At 61.1% G+C, this 22,596-nt stretch carries 17 protein-coding genes; 5 read left to right on the top strand and 12 right to left on the bottom strand.

Annotation, left to right across the window (positions count from 1 at the left end):
• Nucleotides 1–2: 2 nt before the first annotated feature.
• Nucleotides 3–4,424 (bottom strand): glutamate synthase large subunit, encoded by a 4,422-nt coding sequence (gene gltB / locus BQ4888_RS15005; protein ID WP_092058101.1) that lies wholly within the window; start codon nucleotides 4,422–4,424, stop codon nucleotides 3–5.
• A gap of 394 nt (nucleotides 4,425–4,818) precedes the next feature.
• Between gltB and BQ4888_RS15000 the strand changes: the two genes are divergently transcribed.
• Nucleotides 4,819–6,918, top strand: a complete 2,100-nt coding sequence (locus tag BQ4888_RS15000) for a methyl-accepting chemotaxis protein (protein ID WP_092058099.1) — start codon at nucleotides 4,819–4,821, stop codon at nucleotides 6,916–6,918.
• A 98-nt stretch (nucleotides 6,919–7,016) separates the two neighbouring features.
• Here the strand turns inward: BQ4888_RS15000 and uvrB are convergent, their stop codons facing one another.
• Nucleotides 7,017–9,014 (bottom strand): excinuclease ABC subunit UvrB, encoded by a 1,998-nt coding sequence (uvrB, locus tag BQ4888_RS14995; RefSeq protein WP_092058097.1) that lies wholly within the window; start codon nucleotides 9,012–9,014, stop codon nucleotides 7,017–7,019.
• A 230-nt stretch (nucleotides 9,015–9,244) separates the two neighbouring features.
• Here uvrB and BQ4888_RS14990 point away from each other — a divergent pair, with 230 nt between their 5' ends.
• From BQ4888_RS14990 to darG, 4 genes are read left to right on the top strand one after another with little or no spacing between them, the layout of a single operon-like run.
• Entirely contained in the window at nucleotides 9,245–9,430 is a 186-nt protein-coding gene (locus BQ4888_RS14990; RefSeq protein ID WP_092058095.1) for a hypothetical protein, read from the top strand.
• A 6-nt stretch (nucleotides 9,431–9,436) separates the two neighbouring features.
• A complete protein-coding gene (locus BQ4888_RS14985) occupies nucleotides 9,437–9,763 on the top strand; it encodes a hypothetical protein (RefSeq protein ID WP_092058091.1) in 327 nt (108 codons plus the stop codon).
• Entirely contained in the window at nucleotides 9,748–10,335 is a 588-nt protein-coding gene (locus BQ4888_RS14980) for a DUF4433 domain-containing protein (protein ID WP_092058088.1), read from the top strand. Before BQ4888_RS14985 ends, BQ4888_RS14980 begins: the two co-directional genes overlap by 16 nt.
• Before the next feature lie 9 nt (nucleotides 10,336–10,344).
• Complete coding sequence (gene darG / locus BQ4888_RS14975) at nucleotides 10,345–11,466, top strand: type II toxin-antitoxin system antitoxin DNA ADP-ribosyl glycohydrolase DarG (protein ID WP_092058086.1); 1,122 nt, start codon at nucleotides 10,345–10,347, stop codon at nucleotides 11,464–11,466.
• A 90-nt stretch (nucleotides 11,467–11,556) separates the two neighbouring features.
• Here the strand turns inward: darG and BQ4888_RS14970 are convergent, their stop codons facing one another.
• From BQ4888_RS14970 to BQ4888_RS14925, 10 genes are all read right to left on the bottom strand, one after another.
• Entirely contained in the window at nucleotides 11,557–12,660 is a 1,104-nt protein-coding gene (locus BQ4888_RS14970) for an outer membrane protein (RefSeq protein WP_092058084.1), read from the bottom strand.
• 39 nt (nucleotides 12,661–12,699) lie between these two features.
• The gene (locus BQ4888_RS14965; RefSeq protein WP_092058083.1) at nucleotides 12,700–13,323 is read right to left on the bottom strand and encodes a CsgG/HfaB family protein; all 624 of its coding nucleotides are present in this window, start codon (nucleotides 13,321–13,323) and stop codon (nucleotides 12,700–12,702) included.
• Nucleotides 13,320–13,964 carry a hypothetical protein gene (locus BQ4888_RS14960; RefSeq protein WP_092058081.1) on the bottom strand — a complete coding sequence of 215 codons (645 nt, stop codon included), beginning with the start codon at nucleotides 13,962–13,964 and terminating at the stop codon, nucleotides 13,320–13,322. The genes BQ4888_RS14965 and BQ4888_RS14960 overlap by 4 nt, the downstream gene beginning before the upstream one ends.
• Nucleotides 13,965–14,131: 167 nt before the next feature.
• Nucleotides 14,132–15,610 (bottom strand): cysteine--tRNA ligase, encoded by a 1,479-nt coding sequence (cysS, locus tag BQ4888_RS14955; RefSeq protein ID WP_092058079.1) that lies wholly within the window; start codon nucleotides 15,608–15,610, stop codon nucleotides 14,132–14,134.
• Between the two features lie 48 nt (nucleotides 15,611–15,658).
• Nucleotides 15,659–17,350, bottom strand: coding sequence for a glutamine--tRNA ligase/YqeY domain fusion protein (locus BQ4888_RS14950; protein ID WP_092058077.1), 1,692 nt, complete (start codon nucleotides 17,348–17,350; stop codon nucleotides 15,659–15,661).
• A gap of 58 nt (nucleotides 17,351–17,408) precedes the next feature.
• Nucleotides 17,409–17,903, bottom strand: coding sequence for a 2-C-methyl-D-erythritol 2,4-cyclodiphosphate synthase (ispF, locus tag BQ4888_RS14945; protein WP_205748030.1), 495 nt, complete (start codon nucleotides 17,901–17,903; stop codon nucleotides 17,409–17,411).
• Nucleotides 17,903–18,604: a 2-C-methyl-D-erythritol 4-phosphate cytidylyltransferase gene (gene ispD, locus BQ4888_RS14940; RefSeq protein WP_092058075.1), complete on the bottom strand. Its 702-nt coding sequence runs from the start codon at nucleotides 18,602–18,604 to the stop codon at nucleotides 17,903–17,905. The genes ispF and ispD overlap by 1 nt, the downstream gene beginning before the upstream one ends.
• A gap of 210 nt (nucleotides 18,605–18,814) precedes the next feature.
• Nucleotides 18,815–19,300 (bottom strand): CarD family transcriptional regulator, encoded by a 486-nt coding sequence (locus BQ4888_RS14935; protein ID WP_092058074.1) that lies wholly within the window; start codon nucleotides 19,298–19,300, stop codon nucleotides 18,815–18,817.
• Between the two features lie 254 nt (nucleotides 19,301–19,554).
• Nucleotides 19,555–19,914 carry a hypothetical protein gene (locus BQ4888_RS14930; RefSeq protein ID WP_092058073.1) on the bottom strand — a complete coding sequence of 120 codons (360 nt, stop codon included), beginning with the start codon at nucleotides 19,912–19,914 and terminating at the stop codon, nucleotides 19,555–19,557.
• A gap of 183 nt (nucleotides 19,915–20,097) precedes the next feature.
• A complete protein-coding gene (locus BQ4888_RS14925) occupies nucleotides 20,098–22,485 on the bottom strand; it encodes a penicillin-binding protein 1A (RefSeq protein WP_092058072.1) in 2,388 nt (795 codons plus the stop codon).
• Between the last annotated feature and the right edge of the window lie 111 nt (nucleotides 22,486–22,596).

Below are 22,596 nucleotides of genomic sequence, written 5' to 3'. Positions count from 1 at the left end.
GATCAATCCCCCTCTTTCGGATTCAACGGCGCCTTCATGTCCTTGGGCGTGACCATCCAGAAATAGGCCAGCTCCTCGCGGAAATGGTCGAGAATCCGCCGCGCCTTGGGGCTGCGGGTGCGGTTGTGATAGCTGAGCAGGATCTTTTTCAGATAGATCTTACCGTCGCTGTCGTCATCCACGTCGATGCGCCGCGCCTCGACCAGCTCGCGGTTGAGCTTGTCGATGAAATGTTTGGCCCGGTCGTAGACAAAAGCCGCGCCGCCGGTCATGCCGGCGCCGAAGTTGATGCCGGTCTCGCCTAGAATGACGACGGTGCCGCCGGTCATGTATTCGCAGGCGTGGTCGCCGGTCCCCTCCACCACCGCCAGCGCCCCCGAATTGCGCACGGCGAAGCGCTCGCCGGCGGTGCCGGCGACGAACAGCTTGCCGCCGGTGGCCCCGTACAGGCAGGTGTTGCCCACGGCCGAGGCCCCTTCCTGGTAGACGCCGGGAACGATGACGATACGCCCGCCGTGCATCCCCTTGCCGACGTAGTCGTTGCCGACCCCGCTGAGATGGATGTTCAGCCCATCGAGCAGAAAGGCGCCGAGGGATTGCCCGGCGACCCCGGTCAGGCGCAGGGTGACTGCTTCGCGAGGCAGGCCGGCGTTGCCGTAATAATGGGCGACCTCACCGCTGAGCAGGGCGCCAAAGCTGCGATTGACGTTGCGGATCTCCCGTTCCACCACCACCTCGACACGGGGGTCGCGGATCGCCGGCTGGACTTCTTTGAGGACGTCCTTCTCGAAGGCGTTGTCGTCAAAGGGGGGATTGGGCCGCCGCCGGCGATCATCTCCCTCAATACGGCACAGCACCTGGGAGAAATCGAAGGGCGCGGACTCGGGATGGTCGACCACAGCGAGCAGATCGCTGCGGCCAATGACCTCGTCCAGGCTGCGATAGCCAAGGTGGGCGAGAATCTCGCGCACGTCCTCGGCGACGTTGCGCAAGTAAGCGACCAGTTTGTCGACGGTGCCGACGAAATGCTCGCGCAGGTTGGCGTCCTGGGTCGCCACCCCCACGGTGCAGCGGTTGAGATGGCAGACCCGCAGCATCTTGCAGCCGAGCATCACCAGGAGCGCGGTGCCGAAGCCGTAAGATTCGGCGCCGAGCAGCGCCGCCTTGACCACGTCGGCGCCGATCTTGAGGCCACCGTCCGCCTGCAGCTCCACCAGTTCCCGCAGATGGTTGGCCTTGAGGCTGTTGTGCGCCTCGGCCAGTCCCAGTTCCCAGGGATTACCGGCGTGCTTGATCGAAGTCAGCGGCGCGGCGCCGGTCCCCCCCTCGCAGCCGGAGATGACGATGCGGTCGGCGTAGCACTTGGCGACCCCGGCGGCGATGGTGCCGACCCCGCCGCAGGAAACGAGCTTGACGCTGATCTTCGCCCGTGGATTGACCTGGCGCAGGTCGAAGATGAGCTGGGCGAGATCCTCGATGGAGTAGATATCGTGGTGGGGCGGCGGCGAAATCAGAGTAACGCCCGGCAGGGTGTAGCGCAGGCTCGCAATCAGTGCCGTCACCTTGTCCCCCGGAAGTTGTCCCCCTTCGCCGGGCTTGGCCCCCTGCGCAACCTTGATCTGGATCTGTTCGGCGCTGCGCAGGCATTCGGGGGTTACCCCGAAACGGCCCGAGGCGACCTGCTTGATTTTGCTGTTGCGGCTGGTCTTCAGCCGCTCCGGTGATTCGCCCCCCTCGCCGCTGTTGGAGGCGCCGCCGAGGATGCGCATCGCCTCGGCCAGGGCTTCGTGGGCTTCGGGGGAAATGGAACCGAGGGACATGGCCGCCGAATCGAAGCGGCCCGTGATCGCCTCCACCGACTCGACCTCGTCCAGGGACAGCGGCGACCGGTCGCTCTTCCAGGTGAAAAAATCGCGGACAAAGCGATGTCCCCGGCCTTCGATCCGCTTGCGGAAGTGCAGATAATCGTCGCGCTGTAGGCTCGCGGCGAACCGGTGCAGCAGGGTCACGGTGTGGGCGCCGAGGTCGTGATACTCCCCTGCGGGGTTGTTCTGGTAGAAACTGCCGATTCCCAGGGGATAGATCGGGGTCAGGTAACTTTCGTGGAAGACGGCGCGGTGCCGCTGCGCCAGGCGCTTTTCGACCTCCTCGTAGCCCAGTCCCGGCAGATGCAGGGCGCTCCCAGGAAAACAGTCGCCGACCAGTTCGCGGGAGAGGCCGACAATATCGAAGAGGGCCGCGTTGCGATAGCTGGAGACGGTGCTGATCCCCATCTTCGACATGATCTTGAGAATCCCCTTGGTCATGGCGTCGTAGAGGTTCTTCAGCGAGCGGCGGATCTCCTTGGTCGACAGCTCCCGCCGGCGGCAAAGCTCGTAGCTGGTGGCGTAGAGCAGCCAGGGATAGATGGCGGTCACACCGTAGCCGAGCAGCACGCAAGCGGCGTGGGAATCGTTGACCTCGCCGGTAACGGCGACCAGGTTGACCCGATGGCGCAGCTTCGCCGCCAGCAATTGCTGGTTGAGGTAGCCGACGGCCATGGCCATGGGGATGATTTTCCGTTTGTCGTCGACGCCCCGGTCGTCGAGCACCACGACCCGCACCGCCTCCTCCCGCACCGCCGCGAGCACCTCTTCGCCGAGGCGTTGCAGGCTGCCGCGCAGATCGCCATCGAAGATGGTGGCGAAGGTCCGGTATTTGTAGTCCGCCTCGAAGCGCGGTCGCGCCGGGTCACCAAAGGAGAGGAGGGCGTCGAAGATGTCCCGGGAGAGGATCGGTGAAATGCTCTTCAGACGGCGGGCGCGCTCCGGGCTTTCGACCAGGGGATTACCGAGGCAGCCGAAGCCGATGGTGGTCGACATCACCGCCTTTTCCCGGTAGGGGTCGATGGGCGGATTGGTCACCTGGGCGAAGTTTTGCCGGAAAAAGTCGGTGAAATTGCGCGGCGCCTCGGAAAAAGCCGCCATCGGCGTGTCGTCCCCCATCGAACCGGTCGGCTCCTTGCCCCCTTCAAGCATGGGGCGGACGATCATTTCGAGGCTCTCGTGGGTGACGTTGAAAAAGCGCTGAAAGCGGTCGAGATCAACTTGGGCGTAATCGCTGAGATCGTCGAACTGATGCTCGATGAACTCTTGCAGATAGAAGGTGCGGTCGGTCAGCCACTCGCTGTAGGGCTGGGACTCCATCAGATAGCGGTCGATATCGCGGGTGTAGAAGATCCGCCCCTGCTCCAGGTCGGCGGCGATCATCTCGCCGCTCTGCAAGCGCCCCCGTTCGCGCACCCGCTCCGGCGGAATGTCGAGCACCCCGTATTCGCTGGCAATGAGCAAGCGGTCGTCGCTGGTGATGAGATATTTGGCGGGACGCAGGCCGTTGCGGTCGAGAACGCAGCCGACGTAGCGGCCGTCGGTGACGGTCAGCGCCGCCGGGCCGTCCCAGGGTTCGAAGGCGGCCGAGGTGTACTCATAGAAGGAACGCAGCCGAGAAGGCATGTGCGACACGTTGTGGCGCGGCGGCGGAATCAGACTGCGTACCGCCTTGAAGAAGTCGATGCCGTTGGCGAGCAGGAATTCCAGCATATTGTCGAGGCTGGCGCTGTCACTCACCCCCTCTTCGAAAAGCGGGAAGAGTCGGGCCAACTCGGCCTCGGAAAAGACCAGGCTTTTCGCCTCGTTGAACTTGTGGCGGGCGTTGAAGCGGTTGGCGTGCAGCGAGTTGATTTCGCCGTTGTGGGCCAGGGTGCGCATCGGCTGGGCCAGTCGCCAACGGGGCAGGGTATTGGTGGAAAAACGCTGGTGGAAGACAACGAAGGAACTGGCGAAATCCTCCTGACGCAGATCGGGATAGAGGGTGCGCAGATGGCTCGGCATGACCAGACCCTTGTAGGCGACGGTCTTGCGGGAAAAGGAGGGGATGTAGAAATCCCGGTCGTCGGCCAGCCGGTGCTCGACCTCCTTGCGGGTCAGATAGAGCAGGGCATCGAAACGCCGGGTGGCGATGAGCGCCGCCGGCACCACGAAAGCCTGGCGGATTTTCGGCAACATCGCCAGAGCGTGCACTCCCAGCGCTTCGGTATCGACCGGCACCTCCCGCGTCCACAGCAGGCGCAGGTCGTTCTTCTCGCAGACCTCTTCGAAAACCGCCAACTGCCGGGCCTCGTCGGTGAGAAAGAGCATCGCCACGGCAAACCGCTCGGGCAGCGAACAGCCGTTCTCGGCCGCCATCCGGCGGAAAAAGGCGGTCGGCAGGGCGCAGAGCAGGCCGCAGCCGTCGCCGGTCTTGCCGTCGGCGGCCACCGCTCCCCGGTGCATCATGCGCGAGAGGGCGCGGATAGCGTCCTCGACCAGGGCGTGGCTCGGGCGATTGCCAATCTGCGCCAGTACCCCGAAACCACAGGCATCCTTGAATTGTTCGGCGAAGTTCATCGATATCGTCCTCGGTTGAGCAGTAACAAGAAGGCTGGAGCCTCCGCCAAAGGGCGTTCGCCCCTCCGTCAAAAAAGCCGTCTCGGCGTCAAAAAATCGCTCCAATTTATACCACGTTCCGAACGAAATGCATTCCGTTAATGTCGGCTCGAATCATCCTCCCCTCGATACTCGCGGGCCAGCGCCGTCCCAAGCTTCGGCAACCCATGATTACCTGTAATATTATGGGAAATAGGTACGGATTTTGCTGATAATCAATTGGTCCTTTCTCGCCAATCGCCGGTTCAAGACGGATCGCCGAAAAAGACCTCCGAAGCAACTGGACCCTTGCAACACCTTGCGGACACATGTTGCGAACGAACCGAGAACCTCAACCAAAAAGGAGCGCACGGGAATGAATATCGGGCAAAAACTGTTGGTCGGATTTGGCGTGGTGTTGCTGCTGACGGTGGTGGTCGGCGCTCTCGGCGGTTATTCCCTGGATCGGGTCGCGACCACCTATCAGGTGGATATCGCCAAAGAAAATTTCATCAAGGAACAAACTGACGGAATAAAGGTCTCCCTTCTGGAAGTGCGCCGTAGCGAAAAAGATTTTCTCATGCGCCGGGATCTCAAATATCCTGACCGGGTGACGGAATACCTCGGGATCGGCGAAAACCAGATCAAGAAAATCGTCGAAAACACCGAGGATGAACAAATCAAGGGGAAGGCCCGGCAGATTCTCGACGAAATCGGGCGCTACCGGGAATCCTTCAAAAAACTGGTCGATGCCACGGTGAAACGCGGCCTGGACGAAAAGTCAGGCTTATACGGCGAATTCCGCGCCGCCGCCCACAATGTGGAGAAGGTTCTGCAGGAGCTTGGCTTTCAACAAGGGGAAGTGCTTTACCTGACCCTGCGCCGCCATGAAAAAGACTACATGCTGCGGGGGGATGAAAAATACCTGGGCAAAGCCGAGCAGGCGCTCGCCGATTTGACGCGCCTGGTTGAGGAATCCGCTCTCGACGAAAACGCCAAATCCGCCATTTATCCCCAGTTGCAGAATTATCGGACCGCCTTCAAGACCCTGGCGGACAGCGACAAGGAAATCGCCGCCCTGACCCCGCAAGCAAAAGCCGCCGCGGATACCGCCATGACCATTGGGGGAGAAATCGACGAGCTGGTCACGGCGGCCCGGGACGCGCAACAGTCGGCCGTCGCCGCCAGCGTCGCGCGGACCAAGACGTTCCTCTGGATCGCCAGCGGTCTTTGTGTCGCAATCGGCGCTATTTTCGCCTGGCTGCTCGCCATCGGCATCACCCGGCCGCTGGGTAAAACCGTGAACATGATCCAGGCGATCAATGCCGGCGACTTGCAGCAGCGTCTCGACCTCGGCGACCGCGCCGACGAAGTCGGCATTCTGGCCAGGACATTGAACGGCTTCGCCGATAATCTGCGGGAAGAGGTGGTGACCGCCTTCGAAAAACTGGCGGCCGGCGACCTGACCTTCGCGGCCCAAGGGGTAATCCGCGAACCCCTGGCCAAAGCCAACGCCGCCTTGAACGAGGTGATGCTCCAGATCCAGACCGCCGGCGAACAGATCGCCTCCGGCAGCAGCGAAGTCTCCGACGCCAGTCAATCCCTGTCGCAAGGGGCGACCGAGTCGGCCGCCTCGCTGGAGGAAATCGGCAGTTCGATGAACGAGATGGGCGCCCAGACCCGGCAGAACGCCGAGAACGCCACCCTCGCCAATCGGCTCTCCAGTCAGGCCCGGCAGGCGGCCGACGAGGGGAACGCGCGCATGGTCGAGATGATCGAGGCGATGGGCGACATCAACGCCTCCAGCCGGAACATTTCGAAAATCATCAAGACCATCGATGAAATCGCCTTCCAGACCAACCTGCTGGCGCTGAACGCGGCGGTGGAGGCGGCCCGCGCCGGCCAGCACGGCAAGGGCTTCGCCGTGGTCGCCGAGGAGGTACGCAACCTGGCGGCGCGTAGCGCCAAGGCCGCCCGGGAGACGGCGGATCTGATCGAAGGGTCGGTCAACAAAGTGGCGTCCGGCTCGCAGATCGCCGACAAAACCGCCGAGGCCCTCGGCGAGATCGTCAACGGCGTCGGCAAGGTGACCGATCTGGTGGCGGAGATCGCCGCCGCCTCCAACGAACAGGCGCAAGGGATCGCCGAGATCAACACCGCCCTGTCGCAGATCGATCAGGTCACCCAGCAGAATACCGCCAACGCCGAGGAAAGCGCGGCAGCGGCTGAGGAACTATCCAGCCAGGCCGAACAACTGCGGAACATGCTGCGACGCTTCACCCTGGCCGGTCAGACCGGCACGACACCGATCCTCAAGCGCCCGTCGATGAAGACACCACCAAGGAGCTTGCCCGCTCCCAAGCCGCCGAGACCCGCACAAAACCGGCCCGCGGAACCTCAAGGCTGGGACAAGCTCGAAGAGGAAGCGCCCAGCCAGGTGATCGCCCTGGACGATTCGGAATTCGGCAAATACTGAGCCGCCCGGTCGGCAATCTGAAACAAAGCAGGGGGGATTTTCCAGCGTTACGGAAAATCCCCCCTGCTTTTTATTGCCCCCGGCCGCCCCCCATTTTCTTAGTCCCGCAACTGCAACTCCCGCTTTTCCAGCGCCAGCATCCGGTCCCGCAGCTCGGCGGCCTTCTCGAAATCGAGATCGGCGGCGGCGGCGAGCATCGCCTTCTTCATTCGGTTGATCTCCTTTTTCAGCTTCTCGGGACCGCCGTACTCCTCGAACTCCTCCGCCACCTTCGGCAGTTCCACATAATCCTTCTCGGCGATATCTTCAAGGATGGTGCGCAGGCTCTTCTTGACCGTCTCCGGGGTAATGCCGTGCTCGGCGTTGTAGGCAAGCTGGGTGGCGCGGCGCCGGGCGGTTTCGTCGAGGCAGGCCTGCATCGACTTGGTGACCCGGTCGGCGTACATGATCACCCGGCCGTTGACGTTACGGGCGGCGCGGCCGCAGGTCTGGATGAGGGAGCGGGCACTGCGCAGAAAACCTTCCTTATCGGCGTCGAGGATCGTCACCAACGCCACCTCGGGAAGGTCGAGCCCCTCGCGCAGCAAGTTGATGCCGATGAGCACGTCGAACTTGCCCTGGCGCAGATCGCGGATGATCTCCATGCGCTCGACGGTGTGGATGTCCGAATGGAGGTAGCGAACCTTGATGCCGAGTTCCTGCAAGTAGCCGGTGAGATCCTCGGCCATGCGCTTGGTCAAGGTGGTGACCAGCACCCGCTCCTGCCTGTCGACGGCGAGCCGGATTTCGTGGATGAGATCGTCGACCTGCTCCGTCGCCGGGCGCACCTCGATGGGCGGGTCGACCAGGCCGGTGGGGCGGACGATCTGTTCGACCACCACCCCTTCGGCCTTCCGCAGCTCGTAGTCGGCCGGGGTTGCCGAGACGTAGACGGTCTGGATGCCCTTGGCCTCGAACTCCTCGAAGGTCAGCGGCCGGTTGTCCAGAGCCGACGGCAGGCGGAAGCCGTAATTGACCAGGGTTTCCTTGCGCGACCGGTCGCCGCGATACATGGCGCCGACCTGGGAGACGGAAACGTGGCTCTCGTCGATGAAGAGCAGGGCGTCGTCGGGGAAGTAGTCGAACAGCGTCGCCGGCGGCGAACCGGCGGGGCGGCCGTCGAGCAGCCGCGAGTAGTTCTCGATCCCCTGGCAGTAGCCCATCTCCTCCATCATCTCGATGTCGAAGAGGGTGCGCTGCTCGATGCGCTGGGCCTCTAAAAGCTGGTTGTTGGCGCGAAAGTGCTGGATGCGCGCCAGCAGCTCGTCCTGAATCTCCTTGATCGCCCGCTCCAGGGTCGGGCGGGTCGCCACGTAGTGGCTGGCGGGAAAGATGGTCGTTTTGCCGATGCGGTCGATGACCTTGCCGCGAATCGGGTCGATCTCGCTGATCGCTTCGATTTCGTCGCCGAAAAACTCGACGCGGATCGCCCGGTTTTCCTCGTAGGCGGGGAAGATCTCCACCGTGTCCCCCCGCACCCGGAAGGTGCCGCGATGAAAATCGACGTCGTTGCGCTGGTACTGGATCTCCACCAGACGTTTGAGCAGGTCGTTGCGGGGGAGCTCCTGCCCCTCCGCCAGGGCGACGAGCATACCGAAGTAGGCTTCCGGCGAGCCGAGACCGTAAATGCAGGAGACCGAAGCGACGATGAGCACGTCTCGTCGCGACAGCAGGCTGCGGGTGGCGCTGTGGCGCAGCTTGTCGATCTCCTCGTTGATCGCCGAGTCTTTTTCGATGTAGGTGTCGGTCGAGGGGACGTAGGCTTCGGGCTGGTAATAGTCGTAGTAGCTGACGAAATATTCGACGGCGTTATCGGGGAAAAGCTCCTTGAACTCGCCGTAAAGCTGGGCGGCCAAGGTCTTGTTGTGGGCCAGCACCAGCGTCGGCCGCTGGACTTGGGCGACGACATTGGCCATAGTGAAGGTCTTGCCGCTGCCGGTAACGCCGAGTAGCACCTGATGCTTATCGCCACGCGCGATGCCCTCGACCAGTTCCTTGATCGCCTGGGGTTGATCGCCCCGGGGCTGGTAATCGGATTTGAGGATGAATTGGGCCATGGGATGAATTTATACCATAAAGTTCGTGCTGATTAGCACTAATCTACCGCCATAGGAGATTCCCCCTCCCTTGACGGGAGGGAATGCTTAAGTGGCTGGGTAGTTGAATAATTTACAAAAATGGCGCGGTGTTATATCGTGGAGCGGCTCCGAACGGAGGACACTTGTCGACCTTTGGGACGAAAGACCGAAGGCAACCCATCCTTTATCCTGTTTTGAGAAATGGCCCAATGGCTTCCAAATACGAACGCTATTCCAAGGAAGAACTGGTCCGCATCATCGAGGAGCGCGACCGCAAACCGCTGATGGTCATGAAGGAAGGCTCCGGTCGCTGGATGACGCTGCGGTTCAACGAAAAAACGGGCAAGAACGAGCCGGATGCGGTGTTTCGTTTGGATGCGCTGGCGGAGTATTAAAATACCATGGTCCAAATATCCAAAAAATCGTTCCTCTTCACCCACATCCTCCCCGCCCTCAAGGGGCAAAGCGCCTACTTCTCCCTCGCCGCCGTCAAGCACGCCCTGACCGAGGCTGAAATCGCGCTGGCAGACGGAACGGCGCATTTCGAACGATTGAACGGGACCATCCCGGCGGGAGGCAAACCGTGTAGGGACTTCTTCTTCCTTTCGCCGGTGGATTACTCCAACTGCTTCGAACGGATACGCGACGGCAAGTTAAACGGGCGGAGTTCGGCGTTGATGCAAGTATTGGGTAACACCCAAGGGGTTGAACCATGCCGCACCGCTTAACCGAACTACACAGCATCATGCCTCTGGTCAATATCCCTTCGGTGATGAAGCATGGTATCCTGTCCCATGAAGAGGCGGCCAAACTGCCACACGACTCCGTGGCCTTGGCGGAAATTCAGCAACGCCGCGACGTGAGGCGGGTGCCTGGCGGCCTGAACCTGCATCAATATGCCAATCTGTACTTTTGCGCCCGTAACCCGATGCTGTTTCTGAGGAAGGACGAAGCGTCAAGCCTGTGCGTCTTGCGCGTTGACAAGCATGTACTGACCTTGCCGGACGTTGTCCTGGCCGACCGGAACGCTTCCAGTGACTACGTGCGTTTCCTCAAGTCGCCAGAAGGGCTACGCGAACTGGATTTCAATCTGATTTTCGCGACATATTGGACCAGCGAAGATCCGCTCGAACAATGGCGCAGAAAGTCGGTCAAATGCGCCGAGGTTCTGGTTCCGCACCGGGTTCCAGCCGATTTGGTCATAGGTGCCTATGTGTTCGATGCCGCCGTCGAGGCAAAGCTACGTCAGACCGGCTTCGATCGCCCTATTACCACAAACCGGCAACTGTTTTTCGCCTGAGGTGTTCTCATGATTAAAATTCTCATCGGCAACCTGTTCGAGAGCAAGGCCCACACCCTGGTCAACACGGTGAACTGTGTCGGCGTCATGGGGAAGGGAGTCGCGCTGGAGTTCAAGAAGCGTTACCCCGAGCTTTTCGACGACTATGCCCGGCGTTGCGCGGACAAGCAGGTCAAGCCCGGTGACCCCTATCTGTATGACGACCTGTTCGGGACCTCGATCCTGAACTTCCCGACCAAGGACCATTGGCGTTCGCCATCCAAGGTCGAGGACGTTATCCGGGGGTTGGACATTTTCACCGAGAAGTATCGTGAGTGGGGAATCGAATCGATTGCGTTTCCGCCTCTCGGGTGCGGCAACGGGGGTCTGGAGTGGAGCGTCATCGGACCGATCATGTACCAGAAGCTCTCCCCGCTTGACATCGACATTGAAATTTATGCGCCGTTCGGAACCCCTCGTCAGCAATTGACCACAGAGTTCCTGTCACAGTCGGCGTCTCTTGAAAAAGCACAAGCACACAAACGGGCGCAACACAAATTAACAGCGGAATGGGTCGCGTTGCTCGAAGTCCTGTATCGGCTTGAAAGGCAGCCCTATGCCAACCCGGTAGGGCGGACGATCTTCCAGAAAATTTGCTACACCATGACCGAGCAGGGAATAAAGACCGGGTTCCAGTTTCGACAGAACAGTTACGGTCCTTTCTCGGATGAGGTCAAAACGGCGCTGAGTACCTTCGCCAATGCCAATCTTATTTATGAAATCCAGCTTGGACAGATGACCGCTCTGAAAATCGGTCCGGAATATCCGGCGATCCGCGAGAAGTTTGCTGACGAATTCCGCGATTTCCTGCCAAAGATTAATAAAACCGTCGATCTATTCAGTCGGATCAAGAGCACGCAGCAGGCCGAGGAGGTCACCACCGTTTTTTATGCGGTCCGAGAACTCAAGAAACTGAACCCAAATGGTAAAGTCAGTGAGCAGGAGGTGTACGATTACGTTCTCAAGTGGAAACGCCATTGGAACAACGCGGATAAACATGATGCCATTGCCTCGTCCATCCGCAACCTCGCGATACTGAACTGGGTGAAGGTGACATTTAGCGGTTCGTTGCCAATTGAGGACGCGCTGTGAAATTACATGAGAGGTCAAAACGCAGTTGCCCACTCATCCACAAAAAAGGCGGCCCGCAGGCCGCCTTTTTCATTCGTGGGAGAACCTTGGCTAGAACTGCCAGGTCGTGCCGAGGTAGACCATGTCCGAATCGTAGTCTTCGAGATCGACGACCTTGCGGTAGCCGACGTTGAGGGCCCAGGTGTCGGAGAAGTTGGCGCGGTATTCGGTGCCGATTTCGAAGTAATCGGTGTCGCCGTAATCGTATTTGTAGTTGGTGGCATCGTAGGTCCAGGTGCCGAAGAGGTTGACGACCTGGTCGGGGGTGACGCGATAGCCGACGTTGGCGCCGAGCTTGACCAGATCCTGGCTGTCGTCCTCAAGATCGACATCGTCCTGATTGTACTGGTAGGAAACCCCGCAGCCGAGTTCATAGAGTTCCTGGCTGTAACGCAACCCGGCGCTGAGACCGCCGCCGAAAGTACTGAAATCGTCTTCCTTACCGAAAAGCAAAAAATCGTCGGTGAACATGTAGTTGAGGTTGGCGGTGAAGGTCGCTTCGAGTTCCTCGGTCAGGCTCAGGTGGTACTGGCCGAAGAGGATGGAACCGATACGGTTGGCGCTGAAACTGTCGAAATCGAAGTAGTCGTAGGGGAGCATCACGCCGAAGGTAAAGTTGTCCACGTCGTAGGCCAGTCCCAGATTGAAACCGCTGACCATACCGTTTTCATCACCGGCCTTGTCCACCCACTCGGTGCGCAGCGATCCGCCGAAGGTGCGCACCGCGCCCTGGGCTTTCTGCGCCGCCTGACGGTTCTTCTCGGTCGTCGTCTGCACGGTGGGGACGACCAGTTCGGTAAAGACCAGGCGCGAGGTCGTCGCCGAGGCCGAGGTCGGCTCATCGAGGGATCCGGCCGAGGTCAGGGGAATGCCCAGTTCCTGGGCAACGAGCAGAATCACCGCCTCACGATCGTTTATATCGATGTGCGCGGACTGGTCCCCAATCATAATCCACGACTCACCGGTTAGCGTGTCAGTTTCCCAATAAATCCATGTCCCGTTGACTTCGACCTCACCGAAGTCCTCACCGAAATGCTCGTCGTAAATGGCACCGAGCTCATCCAGGTTGTTGGCGGTGTAGGCTGCCGCCGGCGAGATAAAGACCCCCGTCACAAATGCGACGAGCAGCAGATGCAAGACCAACACTTTTTTCATAGGACCTCCTGAGGTAAAAGATGGAAGACGGTTTCCTGATTATTTCAGCCGCCGGATGAGACCGGCCACAGCTTCGCGGATCGCCGACTCCGACGCTTCGCCGACGTCGCCGCCACGCCCCGTGCCGCTGCCGGGAACGTATTCGAGGGTTTCCACATCGACGCAGCGCACCTGCACGCCCATGCGGGTATTGAAATTACTGCGCGAGGAGAAGCCACTGACCTGCTCCCCCCCCTGGGCGAAATCATAAACTTCGCCGTAAATGACCTTTTGTGCGCCGAGCAACTTGCCCATCTCCACAGCGGTACTCTGGTCGACCATGCCGGCCATGCTCAGCCATTGGCGGTCGAGGACATCCTTGACCACCTCGGGCTTTTCCTCGACGAAGCGGAAGCGGTTGGTGTCGTAAAGGGTTTCGATGACCCGGTTGTGAATGCCGAGGCCGACATCCTTGGCCAGCAGATGGGGATAGGCTTTCGCGGCCCGTTCGGAAAGACCGAGGGGCAACACGGCGACCACGGTCTTGGGGCCGTCATAGGGAGGAAAGCTCTCCTGATCCGACGTCGCCTTGGCGGGTTCTTTTTCTTCCACATAGGTCGTGGCGCAGCCGGAGAAAAGTCCACAAAAAAGGATCGGCATCAGCCATAAAATCAGTCGTCTCATTGTCCCTCCCCCCTTTGACTCATGATTCCGGCCACGGCTTGGGCGACGGCTTCCTGAGTCGCCTGGCCGACGCTGGTCTGGTCAAAATGGACCTGATCTTCGCGAATCTGAAAGAGCACGCCCCGCGCTTTGGTCGTGCCGCTGCCGCTTCCCTGGCCTTTTAGCGGTGGATTTTCTCCTTCCCGCACGGAAACTTCCACGGTCAGCTCCACCTTGACCTTACTGCTGGAAAAAGGGCCGGCGAAGCCCCGAAAGCGGGACTTGTCGAACTTGACGATGCGCGCCGAAGCCACGGCATCGCAACCTAACGCGGCGCGGTCAACGCTATCCGCCGTTGCCTCGGAAGAGAGCGCGGCCCGAGCTACCAACTCCTCGATCCGCCCGGAAATCTCCGCGTTGTCCTCCACCGGCACATAGCGGCCGGTGTCGTACAGCTCTTGCGCCACCAGATGGGCGATCCCCTGGGCAATGAGCAGTTTGCCGAATTCCGGCTCGTCGGTGGCGTTGCTCACCCCGACCACGGCCAGGCGCAAGAGTTCGGCATGGCCGAGAGCGGGAAGCGAAAAGAGGAAAACGATGCAAAGGATGAGAAGCACCGGACGACGGCAGACCTTGTCGAAGAAGGAGAGCAAATGCGGCATTGGCGGATATCTTTTCGAGAAGGAAGCGGGTTAAGGAGGGGGAGGTTGAGGACAACCTCAGTGAAACGGCATGATTAAATATATACAATAGAACGCTTTTTGCTGTCAACAGCACAAAACCCGGCATTCAGCCGGGTTTTGTGTGTTTCTTCGGAAGGCATAAGAAGCTATTTCAGCTTCCAGGTCGTCCCCTCCTTGGAGTCGAGGAGCATGATTCCCTGGGCATCGAGTTCGTCGCGAATCCGGTCGGCGCGGGCGAAGTCGCGATTGGCCCGCGCCTGCCGCCGTTCCACGATCAGCGCCTCGATCGCTTCGGCGCTCAGCCCTCCGGCCTTGAGTCCGGCATTTTTCTGCTTCTCCAGCCAGGCGTCCGGTTCCGATTCGAAGAGGCCGAGGACACCCCCCAGGCGGCGCAACTGCTCGCGTCCTTCCCGCAGCCCGTTTCGTAGCATCGGACTCTCCTGCAGGGATTTCTCGGCGACGATGCGGTTCAACCCCCGCACCAGATCGAAAAGATGACCGATAGCCAGGGCGGTGTTGAAATCGTCGTCCATCGCCTCGCGGAAACGCTCTTCCACCGTGGCGACGCGGTCGAGGATCTCCCGCAGCTCCGCCGGCACCTCGCCGCCGGACGTTCCCGGCGTTGTCTGAGCGGCCAGGGTATCGTCGGCGGCCTTGAGCGCTTCATAAAAACGGCTGAGCCCGGCCTTGGCATCCTCCAGGTTCTGGTCGGAGAAATCGATGGGCGAGCGGTAATGGGCGGAGAGAATGAAGAAGCGCACCACCTCGGCATCGTACTTTTGCAGGATGTCGCGGATGGTGAAGAAGTTGCCCAGCGACTTGCTCATCTTCTCCTGGTTGACGTTGACGAAGCCGTTGTGCAGCCAGTACTTGACGAAGGGTTTGCCGCTCGCCCCTTCACTCTGGGCGATTTCGTTCTCGTGGTGGGGGAAAACCAGGTCCTTGCCGCCGCCGTGGATGTCGAAGGACTCGCCGAGATATTGCATGCTCATGGCCGAGCATTCGATATGCCAGCCAGGGCGTCCCGGACCCCAGGGGGACTCCCAGGAAGGTTCGCCGGGCTTGGCCGCCTTCCACAGGGCGAAATCCATCGGATTGCGCTTCTGCTCGCCGGGGGCGATGCGGGCGCCAGCACGCATCTCGTCGAGGTTGCGCTTGGAGAGCTTGAGGTAGCCGGGGAACTTCTCCACGGAGAAGTAGACATCGCCGCCCGAAGGATAGGCCATCCCCCGTTCGATGAGACGCTCGACGATGGCGATGATCTGGGGGATGTGCTCCGTCGCCTTGGGCTGGCAGGTCGGCAGGTCGAGGCCGAGGGCGGCCATATCCTCGTCGAAAGCGTGGATGAATTCCTCGGCCAGGGCCTGGCTGTCGATCCCCCGCTCGTTGGCCCGGTTGATGATCTTGTCGTCGACGTCGGTGTAGTTGCGGACGTAGTTCACCTCGTATCCGGAAAATTTCAGATAGCGGTAGACGATGTCGAAGACGATGTTGGCCCGGGCATGGCCAATGTGGCAGTAGTCGTAGACAGTGACGCCGCAGACGTACATGCCGACCTTGCCAGGGACCAGCGGCCGGAACTCTTCCTTGCCGCCGGAGAGGGTATTGTAGACACGCAGAGCCATGAAGCACCTTTCCTTCGCGATGAAGCGGTCGCCGGGGACCGGAATGGGTCAGACCTGTCCGGCCTTCGCCCAGGAATCGCGCAGGGTCGCGATCTGGTTGAAGACCGGGGCCTCGGCCGTCGAATCGACGGCGTCCAGGCAGTAATAGCCGAGCCGCTCAAACTGGTAGCGCGCCTCGACGGCGGCCGCGGCCAACGCCGGTTCCAGCCGGCAGCCACGGAGAATCTCCAGGGAGTTCGGGTTGAGCAGGTCGCGGTAAGTGCCGCCGGCGGCCTTGGCGGTATCAGGGTTGGCGGCGGTGAAGAGCCGCTCGTAGACCCGCACCTCGGCGGCGACGGCATGGCGGGCGGAAACCCAGTGGATCGTCCCCTTGACCTTGCGCCCGTCGGGAGCACTGCCGCCCCGACTTGCCGGATCGTAGCTGCAGCGCAGCTCGACGATTTCACCGCTCTCCGGGTCGCGCACCACCGACTCGCAGCGGATGAAGTAGGCGCAGCGCAGCCGCACTTCCTGTCCCGGAGCGAGGCGGAAGAATTTCTTCGGGGGATCCTCCATGAAATCGTCGCGCTCGATGTAGAGTTCGCGGCAGAAGGGGACCTTGCGCGTGCCGAACTCGGGCTTTTGTGGATGGTTGGAGGCGTCGAACTCTTCCACCTGATCTTCCGGATAGTTTTCGATCACCACCTTCAAGGGGCGCAGCACCGCCATCACCCGGGGGGCCGTCTCGTTCAACTCTTCGCGGACGCAGTCCTCCAGCACCGACAGGTCGATCCAGCTGTCGCTCTTGCCGACCCCGATGCGCTCGCAGAAGGTCCGGATCGCCGTCGGCGGGTAACCGCGCCGGCGCATCCCCACCAGCGTCGGCATGCGCGGATCATCCCAGCCGGTGACGTCCCCCAGTTTGACCAATTCGAGCAGCTTGCGCTTGCTCATCACCGTGTAGCTGAGATTGAGTCGGGCGAACTCGATCTGCCGGGGATGGGGCAGTTTCGGCAACTGGTCGAGAAACCAGTCGTAGAGGGGGCGGTGATCCTCAAATTCAAGGGTGCAGATGGAGTGGGTGATCCCCTCGACGGCGTCGGAGAGGGGATGGGCGAAGTCGTACATGGGGTAAATGCACCAGGCGTCGCCGGTACGGTAGTGGCTGGCGCGCTGGATGCGGTACATGACCGGGTCGCGCAGGTTGATATTGGCCGCCCCCATGTCGATCTTGGCCCGCAGGGTATGGGCGCCGTCGGGAAATTCCCCGGCGCGCATGCGCGCGAAAAGGTCGAGGTTCTCTTCGACGGAGCGGTTGCGGTAGGGACTCTCCTGTCCTGGCTCGGTGAGGGTGCCGCGCTGCGCCCGCACTTCCTCAGCGGTCAGGCTGTCGACATAGGCCCTGCCGGCGCGGATCAGCTCGACGGCGAACTGGTAGAGGCGCTCGTAGTAGTCGGAAGCATAGTAGAGATGCTCGCCCCAGTCGAAGCCGAGCCAGCGCACCGCATCCATGATCGCCTCGGCGTATTCGACGCTCTCCTTTTCGGGGTTGGTGTCGTCCATGCGCAGATGGCAGCGTCCACCGAAATCGGCGGCGAGGCCGAAGTTGAGACAGATCGACTTGGCATGGCCGATATGCAAATAGCCGTTGGGCTCGGGGGGGAAGCGGGTAATCACCCGGCCGTCGTTCTTGCCGGCGGCGAGATCGTCGCTGATGAGGGTGCGGATAAAGCTGGGGACGGGGGTCGCGGTCGTGGTCATGAATGAGAATCCGTCAGGGCAAAATGGGAATTCAGGAAATGAACCGGGAGAAGGTTCGTCAGAAGATCTCTTCCAGGCCGTCATCGACCTGCAGCAGCACCACGGCGTGGGCGGAGATCCCCTCGCCGCGCCCTTCGAACCCGAGCTGTTCGGTGGTGGTGGCCTTGACGTTGACCCGCTCGGGATTGACGCCGCAGGTCGCGGCGATGATCTCCACCATCTGGCGAATATAGGGGGCGAGCTTGGGTCGCTGGGCGATGACGGTCGCGTCGAGGTTGCCGATGGTGTAGCCCCGCTCGCGCGCCAGACCCATCACCTGGGCCAGCAGCTTGAGGCTGGAAATCCCCCGGTAGGCGGGATCGCTGTCGGGAAAGTGCTTGCCGATGTCGCCGGCGCCGAGGGCGCCGAGGATGGCGTCGCAGATGGCATGGAGCAGAACGTCGGCGTCGGAATGACCGAGCAGCCCGAGACTGTAGGGAATCTCGATGCCGCCGAGAATCAGTTTGCGCTCCGCCACCAGGCGGTGCACATCAAAACCGTGACCGATACGCATCATCTCGCCGTTCCTTCGGAACTCGCCAGAAAAGCCCGGGCCAGGAGCAGATCCTCGGGCGTGGTGATCTTGATGTTGCGATAATCCCCTGTGACCATCGCCACCGGCAGGCCGAGCCGCTCCACCAGCGAGGCGTCGTCGGTACCAAGCCAACCTTCCGCCAGGGCCCGCTCGTGGGCATCGCGGATCAAGCCGTAACGAAAGGCCTGCGGAGTCTGGGCCTGCCAGAGCCGCTGCCGCTGCGGCGTCCCCTGGATCATGCCCCCCTCGACTTCCTTGATGGTATCCTTGACCGGCACACCGACGACGCAGGCCCCAACGCGGCTTGCCGTATCGATCGCCGTGTCGATGCACACGGGCGGACAGAGGGGGCGCACGCCGTCGTGAATCAGCACTATGTCTTCCGCCTCGGCGGCGCAGGCGCGCAGGCCGTTGCGTACCGAATCCTGGCGTTCGGCGCCGCCGGCGACCAGGCCAAGCACCTTGACGAACCCATAGCGCTCGACCACTTCCCGGCGACAAAAAGGGACCTCATCCGCCGGCGAAATGACATAGATGCCGTCCACCCGGGGATGTCCGTCGAAAAGGGCGAGGGTGTGAGCCAGGATCGGCCGGTCGGCAAGGGTCAGGTACTGCTTGTTGAGGGAAGCCCCCATGCGCCGCCCTAAACCTGCGGCGGGAACCAGGACATAGACTTTCATGCAACCCCCTTACCCCCAATTTCGGAACAGCCGTGTCGCGCCCCGTGCCGGGTCCAAGGCGGGACAGTGTTATACCACCATGCGCGGCGAAAGTCATGGGCAAAGCCGCGGGGAAAACCTCGATGAGGGGGATGGATCGGGGAAAAGCGAAGGGGGATGCGAAGTGCCATCCCCCAACAAAAAACTGCGACAAGAATGAAGCGCCGCTTCTTAGTGGAGAAAAATCTTCTCAACCCGCTCGAAAACCTGGGTCTCGTCGCTGCCGTCAGCCAGAGCCAGCTCCTTGACCAGCAATTTACGAGTCAGATCCAACACCTTTTTCTCACCGTAGGAAAGCTCCTTGCTTTCCTTGAGTTGGTACAGTTCCCGTAAAACCGAAGCGACTTCGAAGAGATCGCCGGAGCGGATCTTTTCGTTGTATTCCCGCTGCCGACGGCTCCAGGAAGCGATCAGCCCGCAACCACCATGCTTTTCTTCGAGGAGGTCGTAAACCGAGGCGACGCGGTCCTTGTGAATCAGATTCCGCAACCCGACATGGCTGGCATTGCCCACCGGCACCATGATCGTCATATCGCTGTCGACAATGCGCAACACGTAAAAATCGTGCCGTTCTCCGGAAAATTCCCTGGTTTCGATCGCCTCGATTTTCCCTACGCCCTGAGCCGGGTAAACCGCCATCTCACCTATTTTAAACATTTTGGTACTCCTTCCGCTAACATTGACGAAGAATGAAAAATACCACAGAAGACGCTCTTCGTCAAGGCAAGACACGGAGAAACAGACACTTAGACAATTCTACTCCACCGAGACGAGGATCGGTTCCCGACGGGAAGCGCGCAAAAAAAAGCGAACCCCCAAGGGATCCGCCAGTTGCGATCCATCCGTTTTCAGCCGGGCGCCAGGCGCCCGAGCCTGTTTGTCGACCTGGAAAGGTCGACTTCAGCCTGCGGTTAGCGCCGACCTGCCTCAGTATAGTTGACGATGAAAGCGTCGAGGGCGAACCGTTGCTCCGGCGTCAAATCGCCAAAACTCAGGCCGCGCCGGCGCATGGGAATGAAGCCGTAATCGAGGGGACAATCGGAAACGGCCTGCACCGGAAGACCCCCAAGGGCCAGGTTCTCATCGTGAAACAGATCGATTTCGTCTGTGTTCCCACCGAGTTCGCCGTCGCCGAGATAGCGAAAAGCCAACCCGCCGACGCTGATATCGATAACATGAACCATCGTATCGGGGGCTGACCTTACCCGCGCCAGCGCCCGTCCATGGGTCAAAAACCGGCGATGCTTTCGAGCGATCCGCACCTGTTCCATAACGTTTCCAGCCTCCCACGCGCTCAGGGTTGAACTCTTCAACACCCTGTTGGGTTTTGCAATATTCACGCCACTTAAAGGGCCGAATTCCCACGGAAAAGCCCCGTTCCAGAGGCCATTTTGTAAAAAATTCCGACACTCGCGGGGGAGAAGTTTACACTTCACACCCCCGGGCAGGCTTTTTTAATACTCATCCATATCAATGCGGAAAAAGTCCTGGGCGCGAGGACGCTCCTCGTCGACGGCATAGCGGGTGGGCGCGGTTCCCGGCGCGAAAGCCTCGACCATGGCACCCGACTGCGTCTCGGAAGCGAGCAGACCGGTGCGGGGGTCGATAGCGGAGAATTCGATGGTATCCGGAACCGGGAAGTCGCTCGGGGGCCAGGCCTTGACCGCGGCTTTCATAAACGAGAGCCAGGCGGGGAGTGCCGCCCGCGCCCCCGTCTCTTTGCTTCCGAGGGGGCGTTCCTGGTCATAGCCGGTCCAGGAAACCGCCACCAGTTGCGGCACATAGCCGGCGAACCAGGCATCCTTCAAGTCGTTGGTGGTGCCGGTCTTGCCCGCCGCCGGGCGCCCCAACTCCTTGGCTCGTTGTCCGGTCCCGCTCTGAATGACACTCTCCATGAGATTGGTGATCAGAAAGGAGGTTTCCGGGGAAATCACCCGCTCGCGACTGACGGAGAGCAGGCGTTGACCCGAACGGGTTCCTCCCGGAAAATCGCCAGGGTTGATCGACTCCAGCACCCGCCCGTCGCGATCGGCCACCCGCGTCACATAGAAAGGGGTCACCCGGACACCGCCGTTAGCGAAGACGCTGTAGGCACCTGCCAACTCCAGCGGGGTAATGGCCGAGGAGCCAAGCGCCAGGGTCAGGTCACGATTGAGGGGAGACTCGATGCCAAGTTTTTTGGCGTAGCCGATAGCATAACCGACGCCGATGTCCTCAAGAATTTTGATGGTGACAATATTGTTCGAATGGGTCAGTGCCTCGCGAAAGGTGATCGGCCCCTTGAACTTGTGATCATAGTTCTGCGGCCGCCACTCCCCCTTGCCCCGCTGTGGATAGATCAGGGGCGTATCGAGAATCACCGTCGCCGCGGTGTAGCCCTTGTCCAGGGCGGCCGCATAGATGATCGGCTTGAAGGCCGACCCCGGTAGCCGCCGGGCCTGGGTCACCCGATTGAACTGGCTGCGGTAGAAATCGTAGCCGCCGACCATGGCTTTGACCTCGCCCGAGGCGGGGGACAGGGCGATCAGCGCCCCTTGCGCTTCCGGCTCCTGATCGAGAGTGAGGGTGAGGCGACCATCTTCGGCGACCTTTTGTACCCGCACCCGCAACAGCGACCCGAGGGGCAAGCGGCTCTCCTTACTTTTGGCGTTGCCGGTCGGCGCCTGGTCCGCCGCCACCACCCGGACCTTGCCGGCCCAGCCGATCCCCTTGAGGGGAACCTCCCCCTGGCGGTTGCCGAAACGCACCTGCAGGGACTGGGCGGTCGACCCCGTCAGCACCGCATCGAGCAGGCTCCCCGCTACCGGCGGGTGGGCATCGAGTTCCGGGGCCTGATCGTTGAGAAAATTCTCGACTTCGCTCTCCTGGAGCACCCGCTCCGGCCCCCGGTAGCCGTAGCGCCGGTCATGTTCGCGCAGATTCTCCTGCACCGCCTGATGGGCTGCCTTCTGCATGGCGAGGTTCATGGTCGTGCTAATTTCCAGCCCGCCGGTATAGAGCATCTCCTCGCCGTAGGCCTCTTCCAGATAACGCCGCACCTGTTCGGTGAAGTAAGCCGCCTCGTGGCTGTGGGCGTTGGTGCGGGGATGGATGGTCAGCGACTCGGCGACGGCCGCCGCCGCTTCCTGCTCGGTGATGTAGCCGTCCTCGACCATGCGGCCAAGGACATACTTCTGCCGCTCCTTGGCTCGGGCGAAATTGCGGTAGGGGGAGTAGCGGCTGGGGGCCTGGGGCAATCCCGCCAGCATCGCGCACTCGGCCAGGGAAAGCTCTTCGACGTTTTTGTTGTAGTAATTCTCCGCCGCCGCCTGCACGCCGTAGGCACCGTGGCCGAGATAGATCTGGTTGAGATAGAGATAAAGGAGTTCGTCCTTGGAAAGACGCTTTTCCATCCGCCAGGCGAGAATCGCCTCTTTGAACTTGCGGGAGAACTTCTTTTCCGGAGTCAGCAGCAGACCCTTGGCGATCTGCTGGGTGATGGTGCTCCCTCCCTGAACGACCCCCCCTGCTTTGAGATTTTTCAGCGCGGCGCGGAGAATGGAAAAGAGGTCGATCCCCTGATGCTCGAAAAATTTGGAGTCCTCGGCGGCGACAAAGGAGCGCACCAGTCGCTCAGGCATGCGCGCCACCGGCACGACGATGCGCCGCTCCCGGTAGAACTCGGCGATAACTTCCCCTTCGTCGCTGAGCACCCGGCTGATGACCGGCGGCCGGTAATCGCTCAGGGAGTCGAGTTTAGGCAAGGAACCGGCGACATAGAAGTAGGCGCCGACCAAGGCACCAATCCCGAGCAGGACAAGAACCAGGCCGGACCAGAGGAGATAACGAAATAACGTGGACATGGGCAAACCACCTCGGATAATCGATTAAAATTGTCCATGGATACCACAAACACCCGCCCCTGGCCATTTATTTTGCCGTCCCCCGGGGGGCGTGATATAGTGACGACCCCT

Origin of the sequence: Desulfuromonas acetexigens (genome assembly GCF_900111775.1) — a bacterium.
Classification (GTDB): Bacteria; Desulfobacterota; Desulfuromonadia; order Desulfuromonadales; family Trichloromonadaceae; genus Trichloromonas; species Trichloromonas acetexigens.
Note: the sequence above shows the minus strand (reverse complement) of the source record. Positions and strands in the feature narration are given on the sequence as shown.